The sequence below is a fragment of the Pseudonocardia sp. Ae150A_Ps1 genome (genome assembly GCF_001932315.1).
GTDB lineage: Bacteria > Actinomycetota > Actinomycetes > Mycobacteriales > Pseudonocardiaceae > Pseudonocardia.
This window is the reverse complement of sequence record NZ_MCIJ01000001.1, coordinates 6,083,448-6,102,427: the sequence shown is the minus strand read 5'-3', so window position 1 is coordinate 6,102,427 and position 18,980 is coordinate 6,083,448. Positions and strand designations below refer to the sequence as shown.

The window sequence follows — 18,980 nt, the reverse complement described above, 5'->3', positions numbered from 1 at the left end:
GTGAGCGCAACGCTCGACAGCGGCACCGGCACCGCACTGGTGGAACGCCTGCGCGCCCACGCCCGCAGCTACCACAGCGCGCACCCGTTCCACCTGCGGATGAACGAGGGCACGCTGACGCCCGACCAGATCCGCGGGTGGGTCGCGAACCGGTTCGCCTACCAGGAGGCCATCCCCGTCAAGGACGCGGCGATCCTCTCGAACTGCCCGGACGTCACGGTCCGGCGGCGTTGGATCCGCCGCATCACCGATCACGACGGCACCGTCGCCGACGGCCCCACGAGCGGTGGGATCGAGGCGTGGCTGCGGCTCGGCGAGGCGTGCGGCCTGAGCCGGGCGGAGATCCTCGACCACCGGCACGTCCAGCCGGGTGTCCGGTTCGCCGTCGACGCCTACGTCACCTTCGCCCGCACGAAGCCGTGGGTCGAGGCGGTCGCGTCCTCGCTGACGGAGCTGTTCGCGCCCGACCTGATGGCCGAGCGGCTGGCCGCGTTCGAGAAGTACTACACCTGGATCGAGCCGGACGGCCTCCAGTACTTCCGGAACCGGTTGTTCCAGGCACCGCGGGACTCCGAGCACGCGCTCGAGGTCGTCGTCGAGCACTGCCACAGCGCCGCCGAGCAGGACGCCGCCGAGGCCGCGCTGTCCTTCAAGTGCGACGTGTTGTGGTCCATGATGGACGCGATCGACCATGCCTATCCCGATCGTGGGTGACACCGTGACGGAGGTTCCCGGCGACGCCCGTCCCCGGCTCGGTCAGTTCGTCCGGATGCGTCCGGACCGGGCCACCGGCGGGCACGTCCTGCTCGGACCGGAGACCGTCGTCGTACTGAACCCCACCGGGCACGCCGTGCTGGCGCTGTGCGACGGCGGCCGGACGGTCGACGAGATCGTCGCCGCGCTCGTCGCCGGGCACGAGGGTGCCGACGAGGCCACGGTCGCCGGCCAGGTGCGCGACTACCTGGGCCGGCTCGCGGACCGGAACCTCGTGACCCTCGGCGGAGCGGGCCGATGACCGCGCCGCGCCCGTTCGGGCTGCTCGCCGAGCTCACCTACCGCTGCCCGCTGGCCTGCGCCTACTGCTCCAACCCGATCGAGCTCGCCCGCTACGACGACGAGCTCTCCACCGCCGACTGGCAGCGGGTGTTCGCCGAGGCGGCCGACCTCGGGGTGCTGCAGTGCCACCTGTCCGGCGGCGAGCCGCTGCTGCGCCGCGACCTGACCGAGCTGGTGCGCACGGCGCAGTCCCTGGGGATGTACACGAACCTGGTCACCAGCGCGATCGGGCTGTCCCGGCCGCGGGCCGAGGCGCTGCGCGCCGCCGGGCTCGACCACGTGCAGGTCAGTGTCCAGGCCGACGAACCCGCCACGTCCGACCGGATCGCCGGGGTCCGCTCCTTCGAGCGCAAGATCGAGGCGTGCCGGCTGGTCCGGGAGCTGGGCTGGCCGTTGACCGTCAACGTCGTGCTGCACCGGCAGAACATCGACCGGATCGGCGAGATCATCGCCCTGGTCGAGGAGCTGCAGGCCGACCGGGTGGAGCTGGCGAACACCCAGTACTACGGCTGGGCGTGGAAGAACCGGTCGTCGCTGCTGCCCAGCCGCGAGCAGCTCGACCGCGCCGAGGAGATCGTCACGGCGGCCCGGGCGCGGTTGGCCGGGCGCATGGAGATCGTGCACGTGCTGCCCGACTACTACAGCCGCTACCCGAAGCCCTGCATGGGCGGATGGGCGCAGCGACAGCTCACCGTCGCGCCGGACGGGCACGCACTGCCCTGCCCGGCCGCGCAGACCCTGCCGTTGCCGCCCGCGTCCGTCCGGGAGTCCTCGCTCGCCGACATCTGGACCTCCGCGCCGCTGTTCACCGCGTACCGCGGCGACAGCTGGATGCAGGACCCGTGCCGGACCTGCGACCGCAAGGAGATCGACCTCGGGGGCTGCCGCTGCCAGGCCTTCCAGCTGACCGGGGACCCGGCGGCGACCGACCCGGTCTGCCACCTCTCCCCCGAGCACGCCCGGGTGGAGGAGGCCGTGGCCGAGGCGAACCGCCCGGACCCCGTCGACCTCGAGCTGGTGCCGCGGCCACATCGGTAGGCGCTCCGCGCTCGTGAGTGGAAAAGTGGGTCAGGGCCACTTTTTCCACTCACGGGCGCGCAGCGCCCCTAATCGTCGTCCGCAGGGACGACCCCGAAGACGACGAAGCTGACGATCCAGTAGAGGACGTAGCCGACGAGCAGCACGACGCCGTGCCAGCGTCGCAGCTGTCCGGTCCACAACGCGTACGTCGAGAACCCGATCAGGAGGATCAGCGCCGGCAGGTGCCAGACGAAGACGTCGTCGCCCACCTCGATCGCCCCGCCGGCCAGCACGATGATGCCGAGCTTGGCCGTCACGGAGAACACGACCGACCCGATGACGTTGCCGACGCCGATCAGCGGCGCACCGCGGCGGGCGGGCTCGACGGTGAGGAAGATGTCCTCCAGGGTCAGCACCAGGGTCGCGATGGTCGCGCCGAACACGGTGCCGACGATCCCGAAGTCCTCCAGGATGCCCTCGGTGCCCTCGGCCATCACCCAGGCGCCGACGACCAGCCCGACCAGCGACAGCACCGCCAGCCCGAGCAGTGCCCAGCCGGGCAGGTGCCGTTTGGAGGTGAGTGTCATGTCGCCGGTGCGGGAGACGTCGTCGGACAGTGTGCCGCCACCGCCGTTCCCGGCCCCCTCCATGACCTCGCTGTCGCGGAACACCGCGACCGACCGGGTGCGCTCGCGCACCGCGACGTAGGCCACGAACGCGACGAACAGCGCGATCAGCAGGATCGCCAGTGCCGTCCCGATCTGGCCGACGAACGCCAGCGCCACCAGGACCAGCGGGGACGCCGCGAAGATCACGAGGTAGTCGCGGGGCACCTGGACGCGGCACGGCACCAGCAGTGCGGCCAGCGCCAGCACCACGCCGACCATCGAGATCACCGTGCCGAAGACGACGCCGAGCGCGACGTCCTCCATGCCCTCCAGGTTGAGCGCGACACCGAACACGAGGTCGTCGAACTCGATTCCGGTGAAGATCACCGCGAGGAGGAAGACGGAGATCGCGAGACCGCGGGCGGCCCCGACCAGATAGGTGATCAGTTTCTCGGCGCTGTAGATCAGCAACGCGGCACCGGCCGCGAATATGAGGATCGACATCATCGGCGGTCGCAGCCTCCTCGTCGCCACACCGCCGCGGACCAGCGCGAACGCCATCGGCGAACTCGTCGTGTGAGTATTCGTGCGCGCACCACGACACCGGCGTCACCCCACCGGGATCGATGCTGTGATAGATGCTCGCAAGAATGTGACGGCCACGACAGAGTTGATTTCCGATCCTCATCGGAGCACTATGTCCTGTCCGCGGTGATCGGCACCACACCGTCCGATCCGGACCGCTGGGGCGGTTCAGCGCAGGTCGGGCAGGTCCCAGAAGCAGTACGACGACCCGCCGGGGTCGGGGTCCTGCGGTGCGGGCAGTGCGGAGGCGGCCAACCGGCGCAGGTAGTCGGTGACGCCGGCCCCGACGCGCCGGCGTTCGTCCTCGTCCGGCCCGGCGACGACGACCTGGCCCACGTCCCCGCCCGGCTCCGGGACGACGTCGACGGCGAGCGCGTTCCCACCCCCGTCGAGGGCGAGCGGCCACCAGCCCGCGTCCCAGTAGCGGGCCCGGACCGGGTCACCGGCGCGGACGGTCACGTGGTCGTGGCTGCCGTCCTCCAGCACGTCCAGCCAGCCGCGGTAGATCACCACGGCCTCGGCGACCGGGAGCATCCGGTAGGTCGCCGGGAAGAGGCTGGTGAACCGGTCCGGCTTGTACCCCGGCACCCGCGGGTGGTCGTTCCACTGACCGTCGCAGAGCAGGTAGAGCGCCCGGAGCGCGGCCGGGAACGGGCTGCCGAACACGACCTCGGCGGCGTCGACGTCGGCCGGGGCGGCGGACGGACGGGCGTTCTCCGATGCGGGGTAGCCGGCGGCGTCGAGGGCGGCCAGCCAGGTGGTCCAGGCGACGCGCGGGTCGGGATCGGTCATGGGGCGCAGCCTGGCACGAACCGGGTGGTCACCGGGCCGGATCGGGGACGACCGGCACCGGGCGCTCCGCGAGCGGCACGGCCCGGGGTCCGGCGCGTCCCGGTGGACCCCGTTCTGGCAGGGTCCCCGGGGACAGCCGACCGAGGTCGGGATCCAGCCCGCTGGGAGCACGCACCGTGACCGCACCGCAGAAGCCCGCCGTCGAGATCGTCGACGGCCCGCTGCCCACCGACCTGGTGGTCGAGGACCTCGCCGTCGGCGACGGCCCGGAGGCCAAGCCGGGCGACGCCGTCGCCGTGCACTACGTCGGCGTCTCCCAGTCCACCGGCCGCGAGTTCGACAACTCGTACGACCGTGGCCAGCCGCTGCAGTTCGGCCTCGGCGCCGGCCAGGTCATCTCCGGCTGGGACACCGGCGTCGTCGGCATGAGGATCGGCGGCCGTCGCCGGCTCGTCATCCCGCCGCACCTGGGCTACGGCGCCCGTGGCGCCGGCGGCGTCATCGCGCCGAACGAGACGCTGATCTTCGTCTGCGACCTGGTCGGCGTGAACTGAGCTCGCTCGTCCTGATCTCGGACACCCATGCCCCGGCCCGGGGAGGCGCCCACGAGGGCGGCCTCCCCGGGCCGGTCTGGGATGCGGTGGACGCCGCCGACGTCGTCGTGCACGCGGGCGACTGGTGCTCGGTGGAGCTGCTCGACCGCCTGTCGGCGCGGGCGGCCCGGCTGGTCGCCTGCTGGGGCAACAACGACGGCGACGACCTGCGGGCCCAGCTGCCGGAGACGGCCCGGGTCGTGATCGACGGCGTCCGGGTCGCGGTCACCCACGAGACCGGCGCGAAGCAGGGCCGGGAGAACCGGGCACTGCGGGCACACCCGGACACCGACCTGCTCGTGTTCGGGCACTCGCACATCCCGTGGGACACGTGCGCGGGCGGGCTCCGCCTGCTCAACCCGGGGTCGCCGACCGACCGCAGGCGGATGCCCACCCACACCTGGATGACGCTCACGCTGGACGACGGCCGGATCGGCGACGTCGTCCTCCACCACCTCGAGGGCTAGTCGCGCGGCGGGGACGACACGTGGTGGTCGGCCTGCTCGTCGGCGGCCACGATCCGCGCGGCCTCCTCCTTCGAGCGCGCCAGCGGCGGCGCGGTGATGGCGCTGCTCTGCTCGGCCAGCTCCGGCTTGAGGCGCACCGCGACCAGGCTGGAGATCGTGGTGATCGCCAGGACGCCGATGATGACGGCCAGCGACAGCCCGATCCCGATCTCCGGCACCGGCAGCGGCTCCCCGCCGTTCAGGAACGGCAGGTCGTTCTCGTGCATGGCGTGCAGCGCGAGCTTCACGCCGATGAAGGCCAGCAGCACGGCCAGCCCGTACGACAGGAACACGAGCTTGTTGAGCAGGCCGCCGAGCAGGAAGTAGAGCTGGCGCAGGCCCATCAGCGCGAACGCGTTCGCGGTGAAGACCAGGTACGCCTCCTGGGTCAGGCCGAAGATCGCCGGGATCGAGTCCAGCGCGAACATGATGTCGGTGACGCCGATCGCGATCATCACGATCAGCATCGGCGTCAGCCAGCGCTTGCCGTCGATCTTCACGATCGTCTTGGCGCCCTGGTAGTCGTCGGTGACGGGGAAGACCTTGCGCACCCAGCGGAGGACGCGGCCCTCCTCCCACTCCTCGTCGTCGCCACCCGCGGCCTGCTTGACCAGCGTGATCGCGGTGTAGACGAGGAACGCGGCGAACAGGTAGTAGACCCAGCTGAACTCGTTGATCACCGCGGCGCCCGCCGCGATGAAGATGCTGCGCATGATCAGCGCGATCACGATGCCGACGAGCAGCACCCGGTGCTGGTGGATCACCGGCACCTTGAACGCCGACATGATGATCAGGAAGACGAACAGGTTGTCGACCGAGAGCGAGTACTCGGTGAGGTAGCCGGCGAAGAACTCACCGGCGTAGGTGCCTCCGGCGACGAACCAGATGCCGATACCGAAGGCCACGGCGAGCGCGACGTAGAAGGCGACCCAGCGCGTCACCTCGCCGAGCGTGACGGCGTGCGGCTTGTGGTCGTTCAGCCAGAGATCGGCGCCGATGACCAGGACGAACCCGGCGATCGTGACCAGCCAGACCCACAGGGGGACGTTCACGTACTTCCTCCAGACCAGGGCAGCATGAGACGGCCCGAGGTCTCTCCCGCCACGTCGCCGCGGTGGCGGCGCCAGGCGTGGCCGGTGGTGCCGGGTCCACCGGGAACAACGCTCCCGTCGGCACCGTGCTGACGACACCACCGCGGTAGGGATACTCCCCTGCGGTTCGCGTGGAGTGTCCACCTCAGAACCGTTGCGTGGCGAGGCGGGGTGACCGACAGCACCCGGTACCACCCGGACGGGGACCTCGTCCGTCCTTTTTGCCCGGTCCGATTCCGGATGCCGGAAGCGTCCCACCCCGGCCGGTGGCGACGTGACTCGCCGGACACCGCACCCGGCGCGGGGGCGCGGCCGGAGCGTTCTGCGTAGTTTCGGTGTGGTGCACGTCCTCCCCCGGGCCCGCCGGCTCACCGGTCCGCTCGTCGCCCTGCTCGTCGGCGGCCTCCTGGTGTCGGTCGCCCCCGTGGCCGCCGCCGCGACCGGCGACGACGGCGGTGCCGTCACCGTCTCCGAGGAGCGGGTCGCTGTGCCCGCCGGGCCCGGTGAGCCGGGGTCGGTCGGGATCGACACCTCGCTGTACGTCCCGGCCTCCGCGACGGCGGCCACGCCCGCACCCGCGGTGCTGGTCGCCCACGGCTTCGGCGGGTCGAAGCAGTCGGTCGACCGCGACGCCCGCGAGCTCGCCGCACGCGGCTACGTCGTGCAGACCTGGACCGCCCGCGGGTTCGGTGCGTCCGGCGGCACGATCGGACTGAACGACCCGCAGCGCGAGGTCGCCGACGCGTCCCGGCTCCTCGACCGGCTGGCCGCGCGGCCCGAGGTCGCGCAGGACGGCGCCGGGGACCCGCGGGCCGGCGTCACGGGCGGGTCCTACGGCGGCGGGCTCGCACTGCTCCTCGCCGGCACCGATCCCCGCATCGACGCGCTCGCCCCGGTGATGACGTGGAACGACCTCGTGCAGTCGCTGTTCCCGAACAACGCGGTCCCGGCCGGCGAGGACCTGCCCGGCACGCCCGCCGCGGCCGCGGACGGTCCGGACGGGGTCTTCAAGAGCGGCTGGGCCGGGGTGTTCTTCGGCTCCGGTGGCCGGGTCGCCGGAGGCTCGGGCGGGTCGGGTGGCCCGGACGACTCGAGTGGTCCCGGTGGCTCGGACGGCACCGGATCCGACGGCTCCGGCGGCACCGGTGACTCCGGCGGTCCCTCTGGTCCGGGTGGCTCTGGTGACGCGTCCGACGACGCCGCGGGGGGCGGCGGATCGTCGGCCGGTGGCTCCGGTGGCTCCGGTGGCTCCGACGCGCCCGGAGCCGGATCGTCCGCCGGGAGCGGCGGCCCGGCCGGCAGGGCCGTTCCCGGCTCCGCCGCCCCCGGAGCCGGAGGCGTCCCCGGAGCACCGTCCGCCGCCGTTCCGGGCGCACAGGTGACCTGCGGCCGGTTCGCCGCCGACGTCTGCGCCGCCTACGCCGAGGCCGCCCGCAGCGGCCGGGTCTCGCCGGAGCTGGCGGCACTGCTGCGCCGTTCCTCCCCCGCGACCGCCACCGGCCGGATCGCCGCGCCGGCGCTGCTGGTGCAGGGCGAGCAGGACACCCTCTTCGGCCTCGACCAGGCCGACGCGAACGCCCGGGAGATCGCCGCGAACGGCACGCCGGTGTCGGTGCTGTGGTTCGCGGGCGGTCACGACGGCTCCGCCCCGGACTCCGAGGTCCGCGCCCGGATCGGCGACTGGTTCGACCAGCACCTGCGCGGGGAACCCGCCGCCGACGGCACGACCGGAGCGCTGGCGGAGGCCCCGTTCGCCTACCAGGTGCGCAGCAACGTCCGCACCCGCGGCGACACGCCGACCGGCCGCACCGTGCTCGCCGACGGCTACCCCGGTCTCACCGGTGGCGCGACCCCGGCGACGCCCGTCCCGCTGTCGGGCGGCGAGCAGGTCGTCGCGCACCCGCCCGGCGGCAACCCGGCGGCGATCACCTCGCTGCCCGGTCTGGGCTCGGCGCTCGGCTCGCTGGGGTCGCTCGGGTCGCTCTCCTCGCTCGCCGCGCCCGGACAGTCCGCACGGTTCGTCTCCGAGCCGGTCGCCGAGGCGATGCAGCCGTCCGGGGCCGCGCGGACGACGGTGCGGATCGCGCGGGTGCCGGGCCAGCCGGCGCCGTCGACGGCGGTCCTGTTCGCCTCGGTGAGTGCGCTGTCCCCGGACGGCCGCAGCACCCTGCTCGGCAACGCCGTCGCCCCGCTGCGGGTCGGCGTCCCGGCCGACGGCAGCCCGGTGGAGGTGGCGGTGACGCTGCCCGGCGTCGTCGCACCGGTCACGGCGGGCAGCCGGCTGCAGGTGCAGTTCGCGACGACCGACCAGTCCTACGACTCGGGCACCGATCCGGCGGTGTGGCGGGTCTCCCCGGGCGGGGACGGGACGCTGTCGGTCCCGCAGGTCCCCGGCCGTACCGAGTCGGCAGGCACCGTGCCCCTCTGGCCGGTCCTCGGGATCGCCGGTGTGCTCGCCGCCGCGCTGGTGCTCTGGCTGGCCGCCCGGTACCGGTCCCGCCGTGCGGATCCGGACGCCGCGGACGCCGCCGGGGACGGGAGCGGCGACGAGGTGCCGCCGTTGCAGGTGAGCGGCCTCGCGAAGACCTACCGCAACGGCTTCCGGGCCGTCTCCGACGTCTCCCTGACGGTGCCCCGCGGGGCGGTGCTCGGGCTGCTCGGCCCGAACGGCGCCGGGAAGACGACCGTGCTTCGGATGCTGCTGGGCCTGATCGCACCGACGGGTGGCGAGATGCGGGCGTTCGGGCGCCCGATCCGCCCGGGGGCGGCGGTGCTGTCCCGGATCGGGGCGTTCGTGGAGGGGCCGGGCTTCCTGCCGCACCTGTCGGGGGCGGAGAACCTGCGGCTGTACTGGCAGGCGACCGGGCGCCCCCCGGAGCAGGCGCGGATGGCGGAGACCCTGGAGATCGCCGGGCTCGGCGACTCGGTGCACCGGAAGGTCGGCACGTACTCGCAGGGGATGCGCCAGCGGCTGGCGATCGCGCAGGCCATGCTCGGGCTCCCGGAGCTGCTCATCCTCGACGAGCCCACCAACGGGCTCGACCCGCCCCAGATCCACGCGATGCGGGAGCTGCTGCGCCGCTACGCCTCCGCCGGCCGCACGGTGCTGGTCTCCAGCCACCTGCTGTCGGAGGTCGAGCGGACCTGCACCGACGTCGTCGTCATGCACCGGGGAACGGTCGTCGCGTCCGGCACCGTCGCCGAGCTCACGGCGGCCGGCGGCGGGTCGTCGTTCACCGTCGACGACACCGGCCGGACCGCCGGGATCCTGGCCGGTCTGGACGGTGTGTCCGACGTGATCACCGGCGACGAACCGGGTGTGGTGCACGCCCACCTCGACGGCGTCGCGCGGGCCGACGCCGTCGCCGCGCTGGTCGGCGCGGGGATCGCGGTCAGCGCGGCCGGGCCGCGCGGACGGCTGGAGGACGCGTTCCTGGAACTGGTGGGCCCGGAGGGCCGTGACGTGAGCGGAGGTGGCTCGTGAGCAGCGACGACGGCCGCCGGGGCGGGGACGAGCGCCAGCTGTCCACCCGGCGGGGGCACGTGGGCGATCTCGTCGAGGGCGGGGCCGCGCCACCGGCCGTCCCCGGCCGGACGCTGCCGCTGCGGACCGAGCTGGTCCGGCAGCTGGAGCGGCGCCGCACGCAGGTGGCGTTCGCGCTGGTCGTGGCCATGCCGATCATCCTGTGGGCGGCGTTCTCACTGGGCGGCGACGACGACGGCGGCACGGCGAGCGGGCCGAACCTCGTCGACCTGGCGTCGGGTTCCGCGACGAACTTCGCGGTCTTCACGCTGTTCGCGTCGGCGAGCTTCCTGCTGGTGGTGCTGGTGGCGTTGTTCTTCGGGGACACGGTGGCGGCCGAGGCGTCCTGGTCGTCGCTGCGCTACCTGCTGGCGATCCCGGTGCCGCGGGCGCGGCTGCTGCGGCAGAAGGCCGTCGTCGCGGGGCTGCTGTCGGTCGCGGCCCTGTTGCTGCTCCCGATCGCGTCGCTGGTGGTGGGTGCGATCGCGTACGGCACCGGGGACCTGGTGTCCCCGGTGGGCGAGTCGCTGCCGTTCTGGACGGCCGTCGGCCGGGTCCTGCTCGGGGCGCTCTACGTCACCGTGCAGCTGAGCTGGGTCGCGGGGCTCGCCCTGCTGCTGTCGGTGAGCACCGACGCACCGCTGGGCGCAGTCGGCGGGGCGGTGATGGCGTCGATCGTCTCCCAGATCATCGACCAGATCGACGACCTCGGCGTGATCCGGAACTTCCTGCCCACCCACTACGGCGACGCCTGGTCCGCACTGCTGGCCCGGGACATCGACTGGGCCGAGATGACCTACGGGGCGTTCTCCGCGGTCTGCTACGCGACCGTCTTCCTGGGGGCGGCGGCCTGGCGCTTCACCCGCAAGGACATCACCAGCTGAGCGGTGCCGGGCCGGGGGGGCTCCCCGGCCCGGCGCGCGGCTCAGACCATGACGACCCCGCCGTCGATCATGACGGCCTGGCCGGTCATGTAGTCCGAGTCCGGTGAAGCCAGGTAGGAGACGAAGGCCGCGACGTCGTCTGCGGTCTGCACCCGTCCCAGCGGGATGCCCTGGGCGTACTGCTTCAGGGTCTCCCCCTTCGCCGCGCCGCTGCGGGCGCCCATCTGCTCGTCGATGAGGTCCCACATGTCGGTGCCGACGATGCCCGGGCAGTAGGCGTTGACGGTAATCCGGTGCGGCGCGAGCTCCTTCGCCGCGGCCTGGGTCAGCGCGCGGACGGCGAACTTGGTCGCCGAGTAGTGGCCGAGCAGGTCGAACCCGGCATGGCCGGCGATCGACGCGGCGTTGACGATCTTGCCGCCGGTGCCGCGGTCGATCATCACGCGGGCCGCGGCCTGCAGGCAGTACACGACACCGAACACGTTGACGTCGAAGATCCTCCGCAGGTCGTCGGGGGTGACCTCCAGCAGCGGCTTGACCTGGGCGATCCCGGCGTTCGCGACCATGACGTCCAGCCCGCCGAGCTCGTCGACGACCCGGCCCACCAGCGCGGTGACGGCGTCCGGGTCGGTGACGTCGCCGGGATACGGACGGGCGGTCCCGCCGGCCGCGACGATCTCCTCGGCCACCGCGGCGGCGCCGTCGGCGTTCACGTCGTTGACGGCGACCGAGTGGCCGTCGCGGGCGAGGCGCAACGCGATGCCCCGCCCGATCCCCCGCCCTGCTCCGGTGACCACGGCGACACCCATGTCGGCTCCCTTCGTCTCGGCAGACGCGCGGGACGCCGGTGCGCGCGGCGCGGCGTCCCTGCCGCGTGGGCCGGTCCCGGCCCGCCACACCGAGTCCACCGCGTGACGCCGGTCACGGCCACCGTTGCAGCCGGGTTGCAGCGGGACGGCCGCGGGCCGTCAGGCCCGGCGGAGGGCGGCGACGCCGGGTGCCGCCGAGTCGCGGACGATCCGGCTCTGCGCGACCCCGGCGAGGTCCAGCTCGACCTCCGGGGCGATCCGGTACGGGCGGGCCAGCAGGATCCCGCCGAGGCCACGCCGGAGCCGGGACATCTCCGCGCGCACCGTGACCAGGTGCGCCCGGTCGCCGTACAGGCCCTGCGACAGCGCCGCCGCGTCCAGCCCACCGGTGCCCGCGCGGGCCAGGAGGACGAGCACCTCGGCGTGCCGGGTCGACAGCGGGTGCACCCAGCGGGAGGTGCCCTCGACGACGGCGCTCGGCGGGCGGGCGTCCAGGTCCAGGCGGAGCCGCATCCGCGGGGAGCCGCCGGCGTCGGCGGGCCGCAGCAGCCACCCGCCCGGGACCGGCTCCGGGAGACACGGGCCCAGGCCGTGCACCGCGAGCAACCGGTCCGCGGTCGGTGCCGCGACCCGTTCCACACCGGGCAGCCCGGTCGCGGCGGCGACCCAGCCGTGGTCGTCGACGACCAGACCGGGCCCCGACGAGCGGGCGAGCATCGGGGCGCCGATGGTGCGCAGCATCTCCAGCCGGGCCTCGTGCCACTGCCACAGCCCGGCCTCGGCGAGGCGCACCGCGGTGTCGACCAGCGCGACCGTCGTCGGATGGATGGTCTCGGCGGGCCCGGAGATGTCGACGACCCCGAGCAGCTCCCCGCTGCGCGGGTCGTGCACCGGTGCCGCGGTGCAGGTCCAGCCGTGGTGGCTGCGCACGAAGTGCTCGGCGGAGAAGATCTGGACCGGTCCGTCCTCGGCGATCGCGGTCCCGATCGCATTCGTGCCGACCGTGCGCTCCGACCAGTTCGCGCCCTCGGTGAAGCCCAGTGCGTCGGCACGGCGGCGGACGGAGGTGGAGCCCTCCCGCCAGAGCAGCACCCCGTCGGCGTCGGTCACCACCATCACGTGCCGCGCGTCCTCGGCGATCGAGGTGAGCGCCGACCGCAACGCCGGGAGCACCGGGACCAGCGGGGAGGTGGTCCGTCGCTGCTCCACCACGCCCGCGTCGAGCGGACCGGGAGGGTCACCCGCGTCGGGGTTCACACCCTGCGCGCGGACCCGGTCCCAGGAGCGGGCCACCAGCCGCCGGGCACGGTCGGGCACGGCGTCGCCGGACAGCACGGCGTCGTGCAGCCGGGACAGCATGCGGGCGTGCCTGCCGAGATCGGTGCCCGGACGTACCGCGCAGATGCTCGCCTCGTTCTCGACGTCGTCGTCGGCCACCGGCACCTCCCGGCCCCAGGTTAGGCGTGCCCCTGTGGCGCGCGCCATAGGGGCACGCCGAACGACGAGCCGGTCGGGGCGGGGTCAGGGCCCGACGCGGAGCATCTCCGGCGCAGGTGCCGCCGGGCCGCCAGGGCGGCCCGCCCCGCGGGTGACGTACCAGCAGCCCAAGGCGAGCGCGATCACCGCCGGGACGACGTAGCTGGCGCAGAGCAGCTGCTCGTACCAGGTCCAGCGCATCTGGACGCCCCACACGTTCGGCAGCCAGCGGAAGGGCGCGAGGAAGAAGATCGTCGCGATGACCGCGCCGACCACCCCCCAGGCGACGGACCGGTACCGGATCGCGTGCGCGGCGATGCCGATCAGGGCGGGCACCACCCACACCCAGTGGTGCGACCAGGCGGTGGGCGTCGCCATCAGGACGACGGCGGCGGTCGCCGACAGCGCGATCACCGGCTCGCTGCGGCGGATCACCGGCACCGCCAGCGCGAGCAGCCCGGCGACGATCAGCAGCCACAGCACGGTGAACCACGGCTCGGGCAGCCCCATCCGGGCCAGCGACGCCTGCACGGTCTCGTTGGAGAAGAACGTCGACCCGCTCACCCCGGCCGCCGGCCCCCCGACGAACCAGTAACGGACCGACGAGTCGAGATCGACGAGGAACCCGATCCCGGTGGCGACGACACCGGTGACGACGGCGACGCCCGCCGCCTTCCACTCACGGCGCACCAGGAAGAACAGCACCAGCCCGCCGGGGGTCAGCTTGATCGCGGCGGCGAGCCCGAGCAGCATGCCGCGCGGCCAGAGCGTGCGGGGGGCGAGGCAGTCGACGGCGACCAGCGCCATCAGGACCAGGTTGATCTGGCCGAAGGCGTAGGTCTGCGCCACGGGCTCGATCAGCAGCGTCGCCGCCAGTGCCGGCACTCCGAGGACGAGCGCGGCACGCCATCCGCCCGCCGGCCACGCCGCCCGGATCGCCAGCACGATGCACAGCGCCAGCGAGAGCAACGAGACGACGAACTGGGTGCCGAACGCGGCGCCGTACGGGATCACCGTCAGCGGGACCATCGCGATCGCCGCGAACGGCGGGTAGATGAAGGGCAGCGGGGGCCCGTTCATCGGCAACGGCAGCGGGCCGTACATGTCGCCGCCCGCCATCCACACCTGCACGCCGAGCCGGTAGACGTCGAGATCGAGCGCGTAGCCGCCGAGCCGGATGAACGACCAGAACAGCGAGACCGCCAGCAGCGGCACTGTCACCCAGAGCGTGGCCGTGGTCAACGCCGCGGACCGCAGCCGGAACAGGGTCCCGGCACCGGGGACGGGCACGTCCGGGTCGGGCGTGGTGCTGGTGACGGTCACGCGGGCTCCTCCGCTGCGCGCCGGGGCCGGGCCGGAGGACCCGGACGGCCGTGTGGTGGACGAGAACGGTGGCCCACGGTAGCGGGAGGCCGTTGCACACCCACAGCCCGGCCGCCCTACGGCACGGCCGTCACGTCACCCCGGCCGCGTCCATCCCGCGCAGCTCCTTCTTGAGGTCCCCGATCTCGTCACGCAGCCGGGCCGCGAGCTCGAACTGGAGGTCCCGGGCCGCGGTCAGCATCTGGTCGTTCATCTGCTGGATCAGGTCGGCGAGCTCGGCCCGCGGCATCCCCGCGGTGTCCTTCGCCGGCACACCGGCGCTGCCCGCCGACGGGGCCCGGCCCGCCTCGCCGGCGGCCCGCTTGCCCCGGGAGGCGTTGCGCCCGGAGCCGCCGACCGGCACCGACTCGGTGTCCTCGGCCTCGCGGTAGACCTGGTCGAGGATGTCGGCGATCCGCTTGCGCAGCGGCTGCGGGTCGATGCCGCGCTCGGTGTTGTAGGCGACCTGCTTCGCCCGGCGACGGTCGGTCTCGTCGATGGCGTACTGCATCGAGTCGGTGATCCGGTCGGCGTACATGTGCACCTGGCCGGACACGTTCCGCGCGGCGCGGCCGATCGTCTGGATCAGCGACGTGCCCGAGCGCAGGAAGCCCTCCTTGTCCGCGTCGAGGATCGCGACCAGCGACACCTCGGGCAGGTCGAGACCCTCGCGGAGCAGGTTGATGCCGACCAGCACGTCGTACTCGCCGGACCGCAGCTGGCGCAGCAGCTCCACCCGGCGCAGCGTGTCGACCTCGGAGTGCAGGTACCGGACCTTGATGCCGAGCTCGAGCAGGTAGTCGGTGAGGTCCTCGGCCATCTTCTTGGTCAGCGTGGTGACCAGGACCCGCTCGTCGCGCTCGGTGCGGTCGCGGATCTCGGCGACCAGGTCGTCGATCTGGCCCTTGGTGGGCTTCACGACGACCTCGGGGTCGACCAGCCCGGTCGGCCGGATCACCTGCTCGACGAACTCACCGCCGGTCCGGTTCAGCTCGTAGGGCCCCGGGGTGGCGGACAGGTAGACGGTCTGACCGATCCGGTCGGCGAACTCCTCCCAGGTCAGCGGCCGGTTGTCGACCGCCGACGGGAGCCGGAACCCGTACTCGACGAGGTTGCGCTTGCGGGACATGTCGCCCTCGTACATGCCGCCGATCTGCGGCACGGTCACGTGCGACTCGTCGATGACGAGGAGGAAGTCCTCCGGGAAGTAGTCGATCAGCGTGGCCGGTGCGGTGCCGGCCCCGCGGCCGTCGATGTGGCGCGAGTAGTTCTCGATGCCCGAGCAGAACCCGACCTGGCGGATCATCTCGATGTCGTACTGGGTGCGCATCCGCAGCCGCTGGGCCTCGAGCAGCTTGCCCTGGTTCTCCAGCTGCTCGAGCCGCTGCTCCAGCTCGGCCTCGATGTCGGAGACCGCACGCTCCATCCGGTCCGGGCCCGCGACGTAGTGGGTGGCCGGGAAGATCCGGATCTCGTCGACCTGCTCGACGGTGTCCCCCGTCAGCGGGTTGAGGTGGTAGAGTGCCTCGATCTCGTCGCCGAAGAACTCGATCCGCAGCGCCAGCTCCTCGTACGCCGGGATGATCTCGACGGTGTCCCCGCGGACCCGGAAGGTGCCGCGGGTGAAGGACATGTCGTTGCGCGTGTACTGGATGTCGACCAGGAGCCTCAGCAACCGGTCCCGCTCGACCTCCTGACCGACCGCCAGGGCCACCGACCGGTCCAGGTACGACTGCGGGGTACCGAGGCCGTAGATGCAGGACACCGACGCGACCACGACGACGTCGCGCCGGGACAGCAGGTTCATCGTGGCCGAGTGCCGCAGCCGCTCGACGTCGTCGTTGACGGAGCTGTCCTTCTCGATGTAGGTGTCGGTCTGCGCGATGTACGCCTCGGGCTGGTAGTAGTCGTAGTACGAGACGAAGTACTCGACCGCGTTGTGCGGCAGCATCTCCCGCAGCTCGTTCGCCAGCTGTGCGGCCAGCGTCTTGTTGGGCGCCATCACGAGCGTCGGCCGCTGCTGCTGCTCGATCAGCCAGGCCGTGGTCGCCGACTTGCCCGTACCGGTCGCGCCCATCAGCACGATGTCCTGCTCGGCGGCGCGGAGCCGCCGGTCGAGGTCCGCGATCGCCGTCGGCTGGTCCCCCGCCGGCTGGAGGTCGCTGACGACCTGGAACCGGCCGTCCTTCCGCTCGATCTCGCCGACCGGGCGGTGCTCGGAGTGCGCGAGCGGCGTGTCCGTCGGCGTGGTGCCGGCATCGGGGTGCACGTCGACGGCGGTGCTCGCCGCGGAGCCCGGGACCTCGGTCGCGAAAGCCATGGCCCCAGGGTACGAGCGACCTCCGACAGTTTCGCGTCGTACGCCCCTGACAGCCCCTCGCCCGCCCCGGCAGGATGCACCCCGTGCACCCGCCGAAGTCGCAGCTGTTCGACCCCGACGCCCGCGCCCAGTACGACACCAAGGGCATCCGCCGCGAGATCGAGACGCTCCGTGAGGAGAGCTGGGGGCTCTACGTCTCCCGGCCGGTCGTCGCCCGGCCGAACGCCTGGTGGGTCGAGTCCTGGGTGCTGCCGGAACTCGGCGTCTGCCTGTCCGACTGGCGGTGGCGGCCCGGGCACGAGCGTGACCAGGACATGTACATCGACGTCGCGTCGCTGGTCCGGGAGGGCCGGCGGATCCGGATGACCGACCTCTACCTGGATCTCGTGGTCCACCGCGGCCGGGAGACCGAGGTCGTCGACACGGACGAGTTCGTCGCCGCGGTCGCCCAGGGCCTCCTGGACCCCGCGCAGGCCGAGTACGCCCTGGAGCGCTCGCACGCGATGCTCGACGGTCTCGCGCGGCACGGCCACGACCACGAGGCGTGGCTGGCCTCGCTCGGCGTCGACCTGGGGCCGCGCGCCGAGCCCGAGGCCCCCGCCGATCTCGCCGGCTGACCCGGCGCCCGGTCAGACGGCCGGGTGCTGTGCCGGGCCGAGCCCGACGGCGCTGGTGCTCGACGACTCGCCGGTCTCCGAGCTGGTGCTGGTCGGGCCGGCCGTCGTCGAGCTCGTGGTCGGGGCAGCCGAGCTCGAGGTCGTCGTCTCGGTCGGCTCCGGCGAGCCCTCCCCGTTCGACGACGACGGCGGCGTCGTCGGGTCGTCGGTGGGGGTCGGCGTCGGCGTCTCGCTCGGCGGCGGCGTCGTCGGCGGGGTGGTCGGGTCCGGCGAGCCCTCCGGCGGGTTCGTCGTCGACGGGGGCGGCGTGCTGCCACCGTCGTCGTCCCCCGGCGGCGGTGTGCCCGGACCCGGACCCGGTCCCGGTGCGGGCGGGGGCGGCGGGACCTGTCCCCCACCGGCGGGCGGGGCCGGGGGCGGCGGCAGCACGGGCGCCGGGGCACCCGCCACCGGGCCGGAGCCCTCCAGCGCGCCGCCCTCGGTCGCGGCGGTGGTGGGGTCGAACGACGGCGGCAGCGTCCCGTCGTCGAGCGCGGGGCTGCCCGGCTCCTCGGCCTGCACCGGCGCCGGGGTCGACGCGCCGGTCTGCGGCGAGGCGACGGCGAACGGCGCTCCCACGAAGGAGCCACCCGGGGCGGCGGCCGTCGCGACCGCGGTGAGCCCGCCCAGCGAGCCGACGGTCAGCACCGCGGCGGCCGCGGCGGTGGTCGCGCGCCGGGCGCCGGCGGCGCGGGCGATCACGTCGTCGATCGCCGGCAGCGGCACCGCGGACGCCAGCACGTCGTCGAGCCGGTGAAACTCGCGGTCGATGTCGCCGTACCCGTTCATGCCCGTCCCCCCTCGACGGCGGGCGGGTACCCACCGTCCGCGCCGGGGAACGCCACGGGCGCCCCGACGATCTCCTCCAGCACCTCGGCCATGCCCTCGGTGACGATCTCGCGCCCCCGCGCCAGCCGTCGCCGGACGTCCTGCTCGCCGACCCGTTCCAGCTCCGCCACGGCGCCGACCGGCAGGCCCACCATGTGGTGCAGCACGACCGCGCGGCGGTCCGCCGCGCCGAGCCGGCCCAGCGCCTCCAGCAGGGCCCCGGTGCGCGGGTCGGTCTCCTCCGCGGAGGGACGGCGCCTGCGTCGCAGGAACCGGCCGCGCATCGAGGTCCGGATCGCGACCCGGCGCACCCAGCCGACGGCCGCGTCGCCGTCGGCGCCGTGGCCGTCGTCGACCCGCAGGTCCGACCAGCGCCGCCAGGCGCGCGAGTACGCGTCCTGCACGGCGTCGTGCGCCTCCTGCGGGTTCAGCGTGATCGCGTAGAGCTGGGCCACCAGGCGCGGGTAGTGCGTCTCGAGGTGCGCACCGAAGTCCGCGCGGAGCTCGCCGTGCGGGAGCGTGCGGTGCTGCTGCACCATCGCCCCGCTGATCGGCGGGGGCTCCTCGCCCGCCGGTCCGTCGTCCCACGCACCGCCGCCGGTCCAGGCCCCGTACTCGGCACCCGGGGCCCCTCCGACGTAGGGGTCGTACCCGTACTCGTCCGGATGGGGGACGCCGGGCACGCGACCGGGCCCGGCGTACTCGCCGCCCGCCCCGTATCGCTGCGCCACCGTGCTCAACCCCGTGTCCTCTCGTCGCCGTACCCGGTCCCCGTGCCGACCAGGCCGCGGTGCGGCCCGACCGGCGGAGACCGCCCGTACCCCGGCGGGACGGGAGCGCCGACGCTCTCTCCCCGCCTGATCGACCAACG

Annotated in this window: 17 protein-coding genes; 8 read left to right on the top strand and 9 right to left on the bottom strand. The window is 73.6% G+C overall.

What is annotated here, in order from left to right; translation table 11 throughout:
• From pqqC to pqqE, 3 genes are read left to right on the top strand one after another with little or no spacing between them, the layout of a single operon-like run.
• Positions 1 to 714, top strand: coding sequence for a pyrroloquinoline-quinone synthase PqqC (gene pqqC / locus Ae150APs1_RS28730; RefSeq protein ID WP_075301472.1), 714 nt, complete (start codon positions 1 to 3; stop codon positions 712 to 714).
• A 4-nt stretch (positions 715 to 718) separates the two neighbouring features.
• Positions 719 to 1,015: a pyrroloquinoline quinone biosynthesis peptide chaperone PqqD gene (pqqD, locus tag Ae150APs1_RS28725; RefSeq protein WP_029239985.1), complete on the top strand. Its 297-nt coding sequence runs from the start codon at positions 719 to 721 to the stop codon at positions 1,013 to 1,015.
• Positions 1,012 to 2,094, top strand: a complete 1,083-nt coding sequence (gene pqqE / locus Ae150APs1_RS28720; protein WP_075301470.1) for a pyrroloquinoline quinone biosynthesis protein PqqE — start codon at positions 1,012 to 1,014, stop codon at positions 2,092 to 2,094. Before pqqD ends, pqqE begins: the two co-directional genes overlap by 4 nt.
• A gap of 68 nt (positions 2,095 to 2,162) precedes the next feature.
• Here the strand turns inward: pqqE and Ae150APs1_RS28715 are convergent, their stop codons facing one another.
• Both Ae150APs1_RS28715 and Ae150APs1_RS28710 read right to left on the bottom strand, forming a co-directional pair.
• Positions 2,163 to 3,245, bottom strand: coding sequence for a sodium:proton exchanger (locus Ae150APs1_RS28715; RefSeq protein ID WP_139317165.1), 1,083 nt, complete (start codon positions 3,243 to 3,245; stop codon positions 2,163 to 2,165).
• A gap of 192 nt (positions 3,246 to 3,437) precedes the next feature.
• Complete coding sequence (locus tag Ae150APs1_RS28710; RefSeq protein WP_075301468.1) at positions 3,438 to 4,061, bottom strand: SMI1/KNR4 family protein; 624 nt, start codon at positions 4,059 to 4,061, stop codon at positions 3,438 to 3,440.
• Positions 4,062 to 4,237: 176 nt separating this feature from the next.
• Here Ae150APs1_RS28710 and Ae150APs1_RS34060 point away from each other — a divergent pair, with 176 nt between their 5' ends.
• Positions 4,238 to 4,615, top strand: coding sequence for an FKBP-type peptidyl-prolyl cis-trans isomerase (locus Ae150APs1_RS34060; RefSeq protein WP_010241620.1), 378 nt, complete (start codon positions 4,238 to 4,240; stop codon positions 4,613 to 4,615).
• Positions 4,612 to 5,121, top strand: a complete 510-nt coding sequence (locus tag Ae150APs1_RS28700; RefSeq protein ID WP_075302761.1) for a metallophosphoesterase family protein — start codon at positions 4,612 to 4,614, stop codon at positions 5,119 to 5,121. Before Ae150APs1_RS34060 ends, Ae150APs1_RS28700 begins: the two co-directional genes overlap by 4 nt.
• Here Ae150APs1_RS28700 and Ae150APs1_RS28695 read toward each other — a convergent pair.
• A complete protein-coding gene (locus Ae150APs1_RS28695; protein WP_075301466.1) occupies positions 5,118 to 6,212 on the bottom strand; it encodes a TerC family protein in 1,095 nt (364 codons plus the stop codon). The two genes, Ae150APs1_RS28700 and Ae150APs1_RS28695, sit on opposite strands and share 4 nt — an antisense overlap.
• A 379-nt stretch (positions 6,213 to 6,591) precedes the next feature.
• Here Ae150APs1_RS28695 and Ae150APs1_RS28690 point away from each other — a divergent pair, with 379 nt between their 5' ends.
• Positions 6,592 to 9,735 carry an ATP-binding cassette domain-containing protein gene (locus Ae150APs1_RS28690; RefSeq protein ID WP_249266510.1) on the top strand — a complete coding sequence of 1,048 codons (3,144 nt, stop codon included), beginning with the start codon at positions 6,592 to 6,594 and terminating at the stop codon, positions 9,733 to 9,735.
• Positions 9,732 to 10,658, top strand: coding sequence for an ABC transporter permease (locus Ae150APs1_RS28685; protein ID WP_060572367.1), 927 nt, complete (start codon positions 9,732 to 9,734; stop codon positions 10,656 to 10,658). Before Ae150APs1_RS28690 ends, Ae150APs1_RS28685 begins: the two co-directional genes overlap by 4 nt.
• Positions 10,659 to 10,699: 41 nt before the next feature.
• Here Ae150APs1_RS28685 and Ae150APs1_RS28680 read toward each other — a convergent pair whose 3' ends face one another.
• The 4 genes from Ae150APs1_RS28680 to uvrB all read right to left on the bottom strand — a co-directional run bounded on the left by Ae150APs1_RS28680 (position 10,700) and on the right by uvrB (position 16,625).
• The gene (locus tag Ae150APs1_RS28680) at positions 10,700 to 11,467 is read right to left on the bottom strand and encodes an acetoin reductase (RefSeq protein ID WP_010241611.1); all 768 of its coding nucleotides are present in this window, start codon (positions 11,465 to 11,467) and stop codon (positions 10,700 to 10,702) included.
• A 159-nt stretch (positions 11,468 to 11,626) separates the two neighbouring features.
• Entirely contained in the window at positions 11,627 to 12,904 is a 1,278-nt protein-coding gene (locus Ae150APs1_RS28675) for a GAF domain-containing protein (RefSeq protein WP_083680493.1), read from the bottom strand.
• A gap of 84 nt (positions 12,905 to 12,988) precedes the next feature.
• Positions 12,989 to 14,266: a glycosyltransferase 87 family protein gene (locus tag Ae150APs1_RS28670; protein WP_075301462.1), complete on the bottom strand. Its 1,278-nt coding sequence runs from the start codon at positions 14,264 to 14,266 to the stop codon at positions 12,989 to 12,991.
• 130 nt (positions 14,267 to 14,396) lie between these two features.
• Positions 14,397 to 16,625, bottom strand: a complete 2,229-nt coding sequence (gene uvrB, locus Ae150APs1_RS28665) for an excinuclease ABC subunit UvrB (RefSeq protein WP_249266509.1) — start codon at positions 16,623 to 16,625, stop codon at positions 14,397 to 14,399.
• Between the two features lie 74 nt (positions 16,626 to 16,699).
• Between uvrB and Ae150APs1_RS28660 the strand changes: the two genes are divergently transcribed.
• Positions 16,700 to 17,242 carry a DUF402 domain-containing protein gene (locus Ae150APs1_RS28660; RefSeq protein WP_075301460.1) on the top strand — a complete coding sequence of 181 codons (543 nt, stop codon included), beginning with the start codon at positions 16,700 to 16,702 and terminating at the stop codon, positions 17,240 to 17,242.
• A gap of 12 nt (positions 17,243 to 17,254) precedes the next feature.
• Here Ae150APs1_RS28660 and Ae150APs1_RS32330 read toward each other — a convergent pair whose 3' ends face one another.
• The gene (locus Ae150APs1_RS32330; RefSeq protein WP_075301458.1) at positions 17,255 to 18,070 is read right to left on the bottom strand and encodes a hypothetical protein; all 816 of its coding nucleotides are present in this window, start codon (positions 18,068 to 18,070) and stop codon (positions 17,255 to 17,257) included.
• Positions 18,067 to 18,840, bottom strand: coding sequence for a sigma factor-like helix-turn-helix DNA-binding protein (locus Ae150APs1_RS28650; RefSeq protein ID WP_075301456.1), 774 nt, complete (start codon positions 18,838 to 18,840; stop codon positions 18,067 to 18,069). Before Ae150APs1_RS28650 ends, Ae150APs1_RS32330 begins: the two co-directional genes overlap by 4 nt.
• Between the last annotated feature and the right edge of the window lie 140 nt (positions 18,841 to 18,980).